The 13683-nt window shown below is 45.1% G+C and carries 12 protein-coding genes; 2 read left to right on the top strand and 10 right to left on the bottom strand.

Annotated elements, in window-relative coordinates:
* Positions 1 to 24 precede the first annotated feature (24 nt).
* The 3 genes from ACQCN2_RS15785 to ACQCN2_RS15795 are packed head-to-tail and all read right to left on the bottom strand — an operon-like array spanning position 25 to position 1803.
* The gene (locus ACQCN2_RS15785; protein WP_426929899.1) at positions 25 to 1161 is read right to left on the bottom strand and encodes a zinc-dependent alcohol dehydrogenase; all 1137 of its coding nucleotides are present in this window, start codon (positions 1159 to 1161) and stop codon (positions 25 to 27) included.
* Positions 1158 to 1544, bottom strand: a complete 387-nt coding sequence (locus ACQCN2_RS15790) for a spore coat protein (RefSeq protein ID WP_426929900.1) — start codon at positions 1542 to 1544, stop codon at positions 1158 to 1160. Before ACQCN2_RS15790 ends, ACQCN2_RS15785 begins: the two co-directional genes overlap by 4 nt.
* A gap of 13 nt (positions 1545 to 1557) precedes the next feature.
* On the bottom strand, positions 1558 to 1803 hold the full coding sequence (locus ACQCN2_RS15795; protein ID WP_426929901.1) for a spore gernimation protein GerQ: 246 nt from the start codon (positions 1801 to 1803) through the stop codon (positions 1558 to 1560).
* A gap of 160 nt (positions 1804 to 1963) precedes the next feature.
* On the opposite strand from ACQCN2_RS15795, the gene ACQCN2_RS15800 reads away from it, so the two are divergent.
* Together ACQCN2_RS15800 and ACQCN2_RS15805 are read left to right on the top strand one after the other, a co-directional pair.
* Complete coding sequence (locus tag ACQCN2_RS15800; RefSeq protein WP_426929902.1) at positions 1964 to 2377, top strand: MerR family transcriptional regulator; 414 nt, start codon at positions 1964 to 1966, stop codon at positions 2375 to 2377.
* A complete protein-coding gene (locus ACQCN2_RS15805; RefSeq protein ID WP_426929903.1) occupies positions 2358 to 3119 on the top strand; it encodes a carboxymuconolactone decarboxylase family protein in 762 nt (253 codons plus the stop codon). Before ACQCN2_RS15800 ends, ACQCN2_RS15805 begins: the two co-directional genes overlap by 20 nt.
* Positions 3120 to 3387: 268 nt before the next feature.
* Here ACQCN2_RS15805 and ACQCN2_RS15810 read toward each other — a convergent pair whose 3' ends face one another.
* From ACQCN2_RS15810 to ACQCN2_RS15840, 7 genes are all read right to left on the bottom strand, one after another.
* A complete protein-coding gene (locus ACQCN2_RS15810; protein WP_426929904.1) occupies positions 3388 to 4767 on the bottom strand; it encodes a sensor histidine kinase in 1380 nt (459 codons plus the stop codon).
* A complete protein-coding gene (locus ACQCN2_RS15815) occupies positions 4764 to 5444 on the bottom strand; it encodes a response regulator transcription factor (RefSeq protein ID WP_426929972.1) in 681 nt (226 codons plus the stop codon). Before ACQCN2_RS15815 ends, ACQCN2_RS15810 begins: the two co-directional genes overlap by 4 nt.
* 170 nt (positions 5445 to 5614) lie before the next feature.
* The gene (locus ACQCN2_RS15820) at positions 5615 to 6841 is read right to left on the bottom strand and encodes an efflux RND transporter periplasmic adaptor subunit (protein ID WP_426929905.1); all 1227 of its coding nucleotides are present in this window, start codon (positions 6839 to 6841) and stop codon (positions 5615 to 5617) included.
* Positions 6842 to 6852: 11 nt separating this feature from the next.
* Positions 6853 to 9906: an efflux RND transporter permease subunit gene (locus ACQCN2_RS15825; protein ID WP_426929906.1), complete on the bottom strand. Its 3054-nt coding sequence runs from the start codon at positions 9904 to 9906 to the stop codon at positions 6853 to 6855.
* 474 nt (positions 9907 to 10380) lie between these two features.
* Complete coding sequence (locus ACQCN2_RS15830; RefSeq protein WP_426929907.1) at positions 10381 to 11430, bottom strand: alpha/beta hydrolase; 1050 nt, start codon at positions 11428 to 11430, stop codon at positions 10381 to 10383.
* Between the two features lie 481 nt (positions 11431 to 11911).
* Positions 11912 to 12526, bottom strand: a complete 615-nt coding sequence (locus tag ACQCN2_RS15835; protein ID WP_426929908.1) for a DUF4309 domain-containing protein — start codon at positions 12524 to 12526, stop codon at positions 11912 to 11914.
* Positions 12527 to 12770: 244 nt separating this feature from the next.
* Complete coding sequence (locus ACQCN2_RS15840) at positions 12771 to 13460, bottom strand: NPCBM/NEW2 domain-containing protein (RefSeq protein ID WP_426929909.1); 690 nt, start codon at positions 13458 to 13460, stop codon at positions 12771 to 12773.
* Between the last annotated feature and the right edge of the window lie 223 nt (positions 13461 to 13683).

The following is a 13683-nucleotide window of genomic DNA, read 5'->3' on the forward strand; positions in this document are numbered from 1 at the left end:
TTTCCTCCCATAACTCTGGCAGATTCAAGGCTTCAGAATGACTTTGATGCAATTTTCTGTCTTAGTGTCAAACACTTCATATCCGCGCTTGGCTTCACTTAGCGGAATGACATGTGTCACAATGTCTCCCGGATTCACCTTGCCCGTCGTAATCAATTCATACATGTAGGGCATATAGTGAATAACGGGGGCTTGTCCAGACCGAATATTGATGTTGCGCTGCATGATATCGCCTAGCGGGAAACCGTTGTAGCGTCCCCCATACACTCCCGTAATCTGGATAGTTCCTCCTTTACGGACAGCTTGTGTGGCAATGACGAGCGCGCTCATCGTCCCCCCCTGCAGTTTAAGTCCGCTTGCGAGGAATTCCAGGTCACTCATCTTGCCATCCATCCCGACGGCGTCAATGACGACATCAGCGCCGCCTTGTGTGATTTCCTTGAGATAGTTTCCGACGTTGCTCTCCTGCTCAAAATTAACTATTTCCACGTTGTTCGTCCGCTTCGCATGCTGCAGGCGGTATTCCACATAGTCGACAGCGATGACCCGCCTAGCGCCTTTCAGCCAGCAAAACTTCTGCGCCAAGAGCCCAATGGGGCCGCAGCCAAGCACAATTACCGTATCCCCTTCCTTCACTCCCGCGTTATCCACTGACCAGAAGGCGGTCGTCATCGCATCGGCGATCAATGCCAGGCTTTCATCAGGCTCCTCGCAGCTTTCGGGAACCTTAAAATGAGTGAAGTTGGCAAAAGGAACCCGTAAATATTCAGCCTGGCCCCCAGGGTACCCTCCAGTTGTTCCGGTATACCCGAAGTAGGCACCCATGTCCCCGTTGTCATTGGAATTGTCGCATTGGCTTTCCAGATGATTCTTGCAATAGAAGCACTCCCCGCAAGCGATGGTGAACGGAATAATGACGCGATCGCCCTTCTTGAGCTTCGTCACACCATGGCCTACCTCTTCCACGATCCCCATCGGCTCATGCCCGATGATGTAATTCTCCTGCAAGTTCGGAATCATTCCATGGACCAGGTGCAGGTCGGAACCGCAGATGGCCGTACTCGTTATTTTGACGATCATATCGTCAGGCTTCTCGATCTTGGGATCAGGTACGTCCTTGACGACAACGTTCTTGAGGCCTTGATAGGTGACAGCTTTCATCCTTGACTTCCTCCAATGTGCTCATCTGGCGTCCGATCAAACATCCCTTTACGCGAGGTATCCTCAGGGAACAAATTCATTTGCCCGATCATCAGCGTATTTTTGGCCGAGAGCTGATCCAGCTTGTATTGTTCATTCAGCTCGTAAGGATGAAACCATTTCTTGCGGAGCATCAGTTCTGTAGTCTCCTGATGCATCGCAATCCCTTGTCTAAGTTGATTTCGTAGAAATGCCCTCGCATCGGGCGAAGTCGTTTCCGTCAAAGCGATTGCTGTATTTCTGACTCCCTCTTTGGCGCGCATGAGGAAATCCATGGCAAAGGTCATGTCCGCTATTTCCGGCATGTTTAAAGCATTGATCGGGTCCAAATAATCTTGATTCATATCGTTTTCACCTTCAATTCAGGATGGGAGTAGGGCGGCTTTGCGGAACAGGCGCCTGAAATGGGCTTCTCGAGTAAATTTCTTGGAGCTGGGCAATAGCTTGGGTAGATTGGACGACATCTTTTTGCATTAACGCCTTCAATTCCTGATCAAAAACAAGGCCTTGCATGAGTTTAGACTTGGCTAAACAAAGTGTTTTAAAGTTTAGCGCTTCATGAAGCTCCAACGATTCATGCGGCGCCAATGGTTGTTTATTCACCAGAATTTCAACCTCCCCTATTTAATCAACAAGGATAGTTTTTCCTATTACTATTGGCTTATGCAAAATGTAGAAGAACCGGGGAACACTTCCTACTCAGAATCTTTTAGCGGCAAAAATCATTTGACTTAGAGCGCACTCTAATTAGTACACTTACTCTATGGATAAACACTATGGAATCAAAGAAATCGCAATCCTTAGCGGCATCAGCGAACATACCCTCCGCTACTATGAGAAAAATGGCTTGATTCATTCCATCTCCCGAGACACCAAAGGTCATCGCCTGTATTCGGAGCAAGATTTGGGCTGGATTCGTTTTTTGGTCAGGCTGCGAACAACGGGGATGTCGATCCGTCAAATGCAGGAGATTGCCGAGTTAAGAAGACAAGGACCCGCAACCTCCAAAGAGAGGAGAGTACTTCTGGAGGCGCATCAGCAGAAGGTTACGGAACATATTGAACAGCTTCAGGAACATATGGAAGCGCTCGTCACCAAAATAGCTGAGTACCGAGAATGGGAAAAAGAATTAGAAGAAAAGAATGGGAGGAAAAGTAATGAATCCAACAACTTTTGAACTAGGGAAGGATTTTTTGTACGAATATTATGAAGAAGGAATTCGCGGAGTATTAAATGGGTTAAGTGAAGTTGCTCCTCATGTTGGCCGGTATATTATCGAAGGTTTCGGACATGTATTCAGCAATCCTACCCTGAGCTATCAACAAAGAGAATTGATTACGCTATCCGTTTTGACATCATTGGGTGATTGTCCAAACCAATTAAATTGGCATATTCATTTCGGGTTAAAGGTAGGGCTTACCCCAGAAGAAATTATGGAGATTTTTACTCATTGCATTCCTTTTAGCGGGTTTCCTCGCTCATTAAATGCGGTTGGCGTAGCCAAACAGGTTTTTACAGACCTTCAGCTGCAAGTGAAGGTGGAGGATGAACTTCTTAACGTCAAAGGAAGACGGGAAAGAGGGCTAGCCAAACTGATCGAGATTGATGGCGAACACGGAACGGAAGTTATTCAGTCTCTAGCGAATATCTCCCCTGATCTTGGAAACCAGATTGTCGATTTTACATTTGGCGAAATTTATAGCCGTTCCGCTTTGGATTCGAAACAAAGGCAGCTGGTCACATTGGGCTCCTTAACGGCACAGGGAGGATGCGAGCCGCAATTGCAGGTGCATGTGAACGCCGCTATGCGAGTCGGTTTATCCAAAGAAGAAATCGTCGAGGCGCTTCTACACTGTTCACTTTATACCGGTTTTCCCAAAGTGTTGAATGCTATTCGTGTTGCTAGAGAGGTTTTATGAATAAAAAGCCGCCTTGTCAGTTGCGACAAAGCGGCTCTGCAAAAAAGGGCTATTGTTTGAAATAGCCCCTAAGATATCAACCCTTTAGGAGACAAAGAGATGATCCACACACTTATTAAACATTTTCTAGATTTATTAGGAACCGTGGCTTTGGTACATCTAGGTTCTTACTTTTATGATTGTCTGATTGATAGACCGTACAGGAAATTTTTCGATCTCAAGTTATTCATTATTTACTTCGTTATTATTGTTGTAATTGCCCTAATCGCTACGGTTCTTTAGGCAGCCTCACGGTAAACGTCGTACCTTCCCCGAGCTTGCTCTTCACATCGATGCTTCCGTTGGCGATTTCCACAATTTTCTTGACAATCGCAAGTCCAAGTCCAGTGCCAGAGGTATTTCGGTTGCGAGACTTATCTCCTTTATAGAACCGTTCAAAAATATGCGACAGCTCCTCTTCGGAAATCCCTGCTCCCGTATCCTTGACCATGACTGTAATATCATGATCATGGCATATCTCGATAAAAATCGTACCTCCGGGTTCGGTGAACTTGATGCTGTTCGTAATCAGGTTGATCCATACGAGATTAAGCAATTGCTGGTCTGCATTGATCGTTGTTTTGTGCAACGTAAGATCAATTTCCAAATCTTTCTCTTTCCATTGGTACTCCAGCATTAACAAGACCTGACGTAACTGTTCATCCAGTCGATAGGAAGACGGCTCATAAAGGCTTGTCTCTTTCTCCAATGAGGCAAGGGTCAGAAGTTGCTTGCTGAGAGACGATAGGCGCCGACTTTCTCTTTCAATAATGGCCAGATACTCCTCTTGCTGTTCCCTCGATAATTCACCTGTGCGAATGACTTGGGTAAAGCCTTGAATGGAGGAAAGTGGAGACTGAATTTCGTGTGAGACGTTGGACACGAATTCCTGCCTCATCTCCTCCAGCTGTTTGATAGATTGTGTCATCTTGGCAAAGTGGGTGGCCAGATTGCCGATCTCATCCTTGCGAGCAATGTCGAGTTCAATATCGTAGTTGCCTCCAGCTAATTGGTTCGTCGCATACGTCAGCTTTTTGATCGGCCTGACAAGATATCGGGTAAATACAAGGATTAAAAGTATACTGATCAAGACGGTTGCCACCAAGAGGACAATCATCAGGATATGAACCTCCCCAAACTGTCGTTCGATGTTGGGGCGCACAAACAAAGCATAGTGCTTTCCATTTGCGGTAAAGGGAAGGCCAACACTATTTTTCAGTGAATTCCAGAAGAACCCGGTGACAAACAAGCTGTGCTTCTCTTCAGTGATCCCCCGGTAGATTTCACCCGAAAGCACCTTTTTGACAATACTCGGGTCAATTTCTTGATCCCTGAACGGATCTCCAAACAAGGTAGCTTTGCCATCTTCGTCAACCAGATAGAGTTGAAAATTCAGGTTCGCGATATGCTGGAGATAATCGTGCAAGTTTAAAGAACCTTTTTGTTCATAAATGGTGATCATTTCCTCGGTGATCCCGCTAATCTTTTGTTCATTATAGGATTTCAGATTTTGCTGATAGTACCAGTTGGCCAGCAGGAAGCCCAGTATTGTGCTGCAGAAAACAATGGCGATAAGGGCGAGAACCAGCCGGACGTAAAGGGACTTCACGATTTACGCACCTCCAGTTTGTAGCCCAATCCGCGAATGGTGGTAATGACAAAATCGTCGGTTCGATCGGCAAACTTTTCGCGCAACCGCTTGATATGTACATCAATGGTTCTACTTTCCCCTTCGAAATCCTCACCCCAAACCAGCTCCAGCAATTGATCCCGTGTGAATATCCGATCAGGAAAGCTGGCCAACTGAGCGAGCAGTTCGAATTCTTTTAGCGGCAAATGGATGACTTCATCTCCAACCTTCACCACGTGGCTGATCCGGTCAATCACCGTTTGATTGAAGACAATCACATCCTTGCTGACCATTTTATAGCGGCGCAGCAACGCTTTGATCCGAAACAACAGTTCTCTTGGTTCAAACGGCTTGGTTAGGTAATCATCGGTACCAGCCAAGAACCCTTTCTCTTTATCCTTTACTTCTCCCTTCGCCGTAAGAAGGATGACGGGGATATCATAATTCTCTCGGATTTCTCGGCATAGCTCCCAACCGTTTTTCCCCGGCATCATCACATCGACTACCGCGAGATGAATCTGTTCACGGTCCAATATGTCGGATGCCATCGCTCCATCGGATGCAACCACTACCTGATACCCTTCTCTTTGCAGATAAAATTGTAATAATTCCCGAATAGACGGATCATCGTCCGCAATTAGAATCGATAACTTCATCATGATTCCCTCCAACTTCGTCGAACTCAAGCCCAAGATTTGAATGACGAATGACACCCCAAGAATAAATGTGCGCTCTGTGTACACCATGTTACTCGATTCACAAAACGCAAAGCAAGCAAACCACTTGCCTCATCCATTCGATCCAGCCAAAGTGGTTTGCCTTTTTCTTATTTTTTTACCACGGTTACCAGGTTGTTGTCCTGTAAATCTGTTTGCCCCGAGACTACGACCAAATCGCCAGGATGAAGTCCTTCTCCTATTAACACGGAGGATACGTTGCTATCTATGATTTTTACTTCCTGCTTGACCGCTCGCCCCTCTTTTACAAGGAAGACGAAGTTTTTTCCATCCAATTGCACAATGGCCTCTGTTGGCAAAATGAATCCCTTCTGCTCCTTCTGGCTGGCGATTGAAACCTCGGCTCTCATCCCGGGACGAATGGAAGCGGAATGATTATCCAAGCTGATTTCTACCGGATACAGCTTCGTTTGAGAAGAAGAAACTCCAATGAAGGATACCTGGCCCGTTGTTTCCAGCCCGATTGAGGGAATGGACACCTGATCTCGCTTCCCTTGCGTCAGGTTGGATAAAACATCTTCGGTCACCTGGATCGTAACAAGCAGGTGATCCAGGGAAACGATTTCGGCAACGGAGGCTTGTGGAGAGACAACGTTCCCGACCGATACGGGAAGGCTGTTAATCGTTCCGTCTACGGAGGCTCTAATTTTGGTATCATTCAGCGCTTTTTTCGCTTTCTCCAATGACACCTTCGCTTCTTCAACGCCGACGGAAGAGATGGCGATCCCCGCCTGATCCTTGGCGTCTGAGACGTTGGTGGTTCGGTAGTTATTTTGGGAGCGAATCCAATCAGCTTCCGCGGCATCCAGCTGAGAAGCAGGCAAGGCACCGGCTTCCACCAATTTTTTCACCCGCTCGTAGCTTTCTCTGGCGTTCTGCAACGATTGTTCTGCCAGCGCCGACGAGGAGTTGATACCCCCAGCGGTTTGTACGGTTTTTGCCTGCGTTAGTCGAGCATTCGCCTCCGCAAGCTTCGTCTGTGCTTCCCTCACATCCAACTGCTTCTGGGAACTGTCGATTTCTCCAATCACTTGGCCCTTTTTTACGGTGTCTCCCTTTTTCACGTATAGATTGGTGAGAACTCCCGTTGTTTGTGGAATCACGGTGCCTGAATCCTTGGCCGCAACGCTTCCACTTAACGTCTGTTTGTTGGAGAACATCTCTTCTTTCATCGATTGCACCGTAACGGACACAGGAGAAGGAACGACCTGTTCTTCACTTTGCCCCTTCTGCTGAGAACTGCAACCGCTAAGCGTGAGGCCTAACAATACGAAAATGCTCGCGCTCACACCGATTACCCATTTTGGTATCATCATGAATTTCCTCCTCACATGGCCTGGCTGGCATTACCGCTTTGTTCCTTGATTCGCTTGCGATTAACCAGACGGTACAGACTTTCATACCCCACAGGGATGACCACCAGCGTCATCAAAGTGGACGAGATCAGACCGCCTATGACGACTGTGGAGAGACCTTTTGACAGTAAACTGTCTTCTGAGAACCCGAGTGCAAGCGGGAGCAAGGCTGCGATGGTGGCAACCGCCGTCATCATGATCGGTCGCAGACGAGTCTTGCCAGCTTCCAGAAGAGCCTCTCGAACGTTCATACCTGCATTCATCCGTTGTTGGACTCGGTCGATCAGTACAATGGCGTTGGTCACCACAATACCGATCAGCATCAAAAAGCCGATCAACACGGTCATATCCAACACACCGCCAGATAGCCACAATCCCAGCAAGCCGCCAATAGAGGCGAGCGGCAAGGAAAGAAGTACAGCCAAAGGCGACGTAAAATTCCCGAAAGAAGCGACCATAACGAGCAAGATCAGCAGGACAGCCGCTCCCATTGCCGCAAACATCTCAATAAAGCCTTTTTGCATATCCTGTTGGACGCCCTCAGAGCTGATGGTCACTCCTTCAGGAAGCTTCAGCTGTTTCAATGCATCCGTTTGCTTTTGCGAGATGCCACCTTTATCCTCACCAAGGATATCAGCGGTAATCTGGATATACGGTTTTCCTTCTTTACGAAGCAGTGAGGTAGGTACCTCCTCTTTTCGCAGTGACACGATCTCTTTTAAAGGAACCTGTTGTCCCATCGGGGATGTCACCGACAGATCCGCAAGCTTCTCCATCGAAATGGCATCATCCGTACCGAATACGAGATCGTATTCTTCTCCGTTCAGCTCGACGCTCCTCAGGTTGCTCGTGCCAACAGCGACAGCCAGCTCCCTTGATACTTGATCAGGGGTGAGCCCCCACTGCATTGCGCGATCTCGATCAACATGGATGGAGAGTTGCCCTCGTCTGTCGGAGACATTGTCTTTTACGTTGGTCAATAATGGATTAGTTTTGATTTTGGCTTCGACCAGTGAAGCCGCTTCTTTCAACGTATCGAAATCAGCCCCGTACAATACGGCCTGGTACCCTCCTTGACCACCTGCGGATGGCTTGCTGAACGTGACTTGTGCATCTGCGGGAATCAGAGGTTCTACATTAGATCGAATCTGCTTCTGGACTTCGTCTTCGTCCACTCCTGATTTCAGCTTAATCGTCATATCCGCCAGATTGGTTTGCTTGGCTTCATCCTTTGGCGCACCCATTTTACTTTGGACATACAGCACTTCAGGTTGCTTCATGATGACATTCTCTATTTGTTGGACATGCTTGCTTGTCGTGTCCAAAGAGGTTCCGATCGGCATGTTCATTTTGATAAAGAGCAGATTGGAGTTGATATCCGGCAGAAATCCTAACGGCAATCTTGTCGCTAACCCGACGCTGGCACTCAGGATGATGACCGTAATCAGCGCCACTTTCCCTTTGTTTTCAAGCGCCCTGAGCAATATTTTGGGGTACAGCGAGGCAAGACGGCCTTCGGGAAGTTCTTTTTTTACCTTTTCCTTGCGCATGGTCACACTTGCGAGAAGAGGAACCAACGTGACCGCCACAATCAAGGAGGCCAGCAGTGACCAGGCTACAGCTACCGCAAAAGGCTTGAAGAAATCGCCCGTAATACCACTCACGAAAGCGATCGGCAAAAAGACAGCGACCGTAGCAAGCGTAGAAGAGGTGATAGCGCCCGCGACTTCGCCTACTGCTTGAATAATGGTTTGATTGTCCCGAATCCCGGTTTGATTTCGGCGGTAAATGTTTTCGATAACCACGATGCTATCGTCCACGACCCGTCCAATAGCGACCGTCATCCCGAACAGACTCATCAGATTAATGCTGATGTCATTCAATTTCAAGAACATGACGCTAACCAGAATACTAAGCGGAATCGAGACCAGCACGATGAGCGTCAATTTTAAATGGCGCAGGAACAAAAAGATCACCAGGATCGCCATAACGATCCCCATGGCTCCCTCTTTGGCCATCCCCCCAATCGATGATTTGACAAAATCGGATCGATCGGAAACGATTTCAAATTTCAGATCAGGATACTCTTTTTGATACTGCTCCATTTTTTGCTGGATTTGATCGCTGACATTGACGATATTTCCTTCAAATGTCTTGGAGATTTGGATAGCAACAGCAGGTTTTCCGTTCAAACGGCTGACCGACGTGTGGTCAAACTCCCATTGGACATCCGCCAAATCGCCCAATTGGACAAATCCTTGTTGAGCGCTTCCATTAGCGGGAAGGGGCAATCTCGTGTCTATAATGTCCTGAAGGTTGGTGTATTGATTGTCGATTCGCGTAATGTAGTCCATGCCGTCCACGGTAACACTTCCCACAGACGAAGAGAAATGCTGAGCTTCAATCGCCTTTTTCAGATCAGTAACGGACATTTTATAAAAACGCAGAGACTCCATTTTCGGTCTTATTCGGATCACTTTTTTCTCCGTACCGATTGCCTCAACCGATTCGACCCCATCAATACTCTGCAAATCCTCAATGAACTTGTCGTCTACCAAATGATTAAACGCTACGGTTGATCTTGACTGCCCTTCATTGCTAATCGATAAAAAATACATCGGCTCGCTGCCGACAATCCGCAGTTTCACTTTTGGGTGGCCAGCACCACTTGGCAGCTTGACACCGGATACCCGCTTATCCACCTCGTCCTTCACTTTGTCCATATCCGCATTCGCTTCAATGGAAACAGTCAACATCGAAAAGTTCTCCTGCGAACTGGACGTATAGGACTTGATGCCGCTGATTGAGTCCATTTCTTTTTCCAAAGGCTTCGTCACATCTTCGAGCACGTCTTTGGACGAAGCGTTGGGATATGTAGTAGAGATGGTGAGCATGCCCAATTTAGCCTGCGGTTCGCTCTCGATGTTGATGGTAAAAAACGAAAAAATACCACCCAACGCCACAAATAAAGAGATGATGATTACCGCTGCCGGATTTTTTATCGAAAGATTGGTTAGCCACTTCACCAGTCCGATGCCTCCTTTGTTACCAAATTCACCACAATATGGTCATAGCTATGTAAACCAATATAGAGGAGGAATATGAACAACGGATGAACAAAGGATGGCGAAGATGAGAAAAGACTTCGTCCCTATTCGCTCTGTTTAAGCTTGCTCTGATGCTGGAACTGTCCGCTCCGTTCACTGCGGAAGGGAGTCGACAAGAAAATCACTTCGCTTCTCAGTCTGATGTAAAGAATGCCGACTCTTTTCCTTCCTTCGCTCACTGCCCCTCTCATCGGGGGCCTGAAACGCCGCTGGGTTTCGCTTAAAATGAGTCTTCAGTGACGAAGTCTTTTCTTCGGTGAGCTTGCGCAAATGGAAGAAATGTTTAATTGCTTTAACTCTGTAAAAGCAATTAAACATTTCGATATTACAAAAAAAGGACAGTCAGGGAAAAACACCCTGACTGTCCTTTTTAATGACTCTACTTGTTGGTACTTATTTGATGACTGGATTAGTAGTTCTCGTCTCTAGCAAAAAGCGTTCCGTTTCGTCAAACAATTGATCTCGATGATTCTCGTACATTAACCAATGTGTAGCTTCCGAAACAACAACTTCTTTTTTCTCTTTGGTATTAGTCAGTTTGTTGATTAAGGTCGGATCAGCGAAGAAGTCTGAATCACCGCGAATCACCAAAACAGGGGCTGTAATCTTGGAGGCGTCAAAAATCGGTTTATTGCTCCAAATATTATATAAGTCTACCAATGGCCCCATTGGTCTTCGAATAGCATGATTAGGTGCAGTTTCACTTGCCGGGTCCGAGGCTAAAAATACCTTTTGCACTGCTTTCATGGCATCTTCAGAAACCAAGTCTCTGCCATTCAACATCATGTGCCAATGGTGCATGGCTGGTTCAAAAGGGATCGTCTGATACGCAGGCATCTTGGGATTCAGTTGACCAGGCTTATCAGGAGCTTCATATGTTTTGGCCATCTCGGGCAGAGAAAAACCATGCATGGCCCCGTAGAGAACAAGCTTTTGAATATTTTGGGAGTTTACGGAAGCATATTCTCCTGCCACGACAGCCCCCCATGACCAACCCACTATATTAATCTTGTCGACTCCACGTGTTTTCTTAATATATTCAACCGCTGCCTGCAAATCTTTGACTGCATCTGTTGCTCGAATAATTGGCGGATTCATTTGTGCGGGTTTGCTCATCGCCTCTGGACGTGTCGATTTTCCAAACCCTCGGAAATCAAGCGCCCAGGTATCATAGCCTTTTCCAGCTAATTTATCCATCCAAGAATAGCCTGGTACATCAAATGCTTCAGCAGAAGGAACACTATACGGCTCCAAGAATAGAACTATTTCCTTATTGGTGTAACTTTCTTTGGTTTGATTGTACTTGTGACGCAGATTCAGTTCAATTCCCTTATCAAGACTGGGAATCTTTAATTCTTCCAGTTTCAAATGAGCTTCTTCAGCATGTGATTGAACAATATTTTGACATGCCGCTTGAACTGTCTCATGCGTATCATGAGCCAAAACAGCCCCTCCCTGTAACAGAAAGCACAAGGTAAGTGGTAGGACCAGTATTTTTTTGGATGTGAGCAACATCTCATTCACTCCCTTTACTTAGTAATATCGCTCACAAACAGTATAAATTGGACCTTTCTGATATCCCTGACCCACACGGGCTATTTTGCGATTCACTATTGTGAACTTTCATAAATTTTTCACAGAATTACTGTTGTTTTACTCCGCTTTCGGCATTACATCTCACCCCACCTCCGGACTAGGTTTTGTGTTGTGTTGTTTCAAAAAGAAAAGCACCTTATTTAGGTGCAGTACGCCTTGCGATCCCGCGTTTGTTTCCCGGTCGTTTTCCATACTTCAGCTATAACTTAAACGCTGCTTCTCTTTTTACTTTATCACTACCACCTATTGAGTTTGTTTTGAAAAAAGTAAAACGCCGGTTTCTCGGCGTTGGTAATGACTACTATTTTATTTTTTGTGGTGCTTCTGATTACAAATTCTTATTTATAATACTTATTGTTTCAACAGGTGATTTGTTATCTTTAGAAGAAAGATTGACTGTTACATTTCCAGTCTCATACGTAAGACAATAGCTGTCATCAATGTCACTTACTCCTTCACTAACTGGTGAACCTAGTGCTTTCTTAATTTCTTCGAGATTAGTTTTATCTAAACTGGAAGCAGCGAGATCAATTGCATACACTCGATTTTTATCATCAAAGAATACAATGCCATTATTAAGCTTTTCCAATTTACTATACTTGCCACCCTCGTAATAATCTTCTTCTGTGACTGCTCCATATTTTTTTAGGACATCCTCTTTATTTGCCCCTATAGAAATATCAAACCCCTGGATTTCTCCGCTAGCTAATAGTGGTAAAAAGTTATGATCAAGTATAATTTTTGACTCTTTTATTTTTTCTTCTGGTTTATTTTGCTCTTTTTGAGTCGTATCTGATTTATTTTCTGTTTTTACTGACTCATTTCCAGTTGAAGAATTAGCAGTAATAACGTGTTGGGTGGGTTCGGTAGATGTTGTTGAAGAAGGAATGCACCCAGACATTACTAATACGGATAACACAGTTCCTGCAATTATTCTTTTCAAATAGTCCCTCTCCATTCTTGAAGAATCTTACCTCCTAAATTCCCCTAAAATGTGTAAATATCCTCTTTGTTGTGATTATTTTTGTATTAGGCATTTCATCACTACGCACAGCATCGGAGTCTTGGCAGTGACCTCTCATGTATTCTAGATCGGCTCCCCGTTTGGATAATGGCACACTCCCTCTCGTTCGTGTTCTGTCTGGTTGTGAAATAAAAAAGGCACCTAAAATTGGCGCCTTTTCGAACTATTTAAATTTCAAAATTGCATCAGCAAGAACCACTTCTATTGGTGACATTTCATCAACTTCATACTTAAATTGAATTTTTAGCACCCCTGTAACATCCAATTTAATTTTCTCTGGTAGTGAACCCTTCTTTAGCGTTCCTGACCATATTTCTTTATCATCTGCAGATATTGTAACTTTTGTATCTTGTGTATTATAACCATCTACCAACCCAAGAGTAAATTCTAAATCTTTGTAGTTACCATTTAATGCGTATGCAAACTCTGGTTTAGATGTGAAATTAAACATCATAGATATATTTTTCTTATATTCCACACCAGCAATTTTACGTGTTTCGTTGAATGCATAATATCCACTTGCGTAATACGGCTTTTCATCAGTTAAATTCTTTACCTTCAGATCATTTACGCCAAATTTTATTGACTTATTATTTGCATCGTATGTATATTGTTGTCCGATCAAAGAAGCAGCAAGTCCAGCTGGAACATACGGTATACCTTGATAAACTACACTAGCTGGTACTCTTGATATTCCACTTACATAGATGTTTTGTGCAGGTGTCTTATCAAGCCCATTTACGATAAATTTTAAAGGCAAGATTGAAGCGTTAATACTTGTTTGTGCAGCAAATACACCAACTGTTCCAAATACTATAGCACCAGCAATGAATCCGGCGAAAAATTTCTTCATAATTCTCTCTCTCCCATAACAACATTAATATCCATAAATTCTATAACATTCCTTTTAGTTTGAGTGTGAGAAAATTCACTCTTCTGGATCTGATTTTTTCCACCAGGGCTCATTGCCGCCCTCTTGCTACCGCAATTCACCGGATGTCGATTACTTTGGCAACCTGTTTATTCTTAAGCTATATCTCTTGTTTAATGAGCTTTTCGCCAGTCTCTGTATCCTA

Source organism: Brevibacillus ginsengisoli (assembly GCF_050113715.1).
Taxonomy (GTDB): Bacteria; Bacillota; Bacilli; order Brevibacillales; family Brevibacillaceae; genus Brevibacillus_H; species Brevibacillus_H ginsengisoli.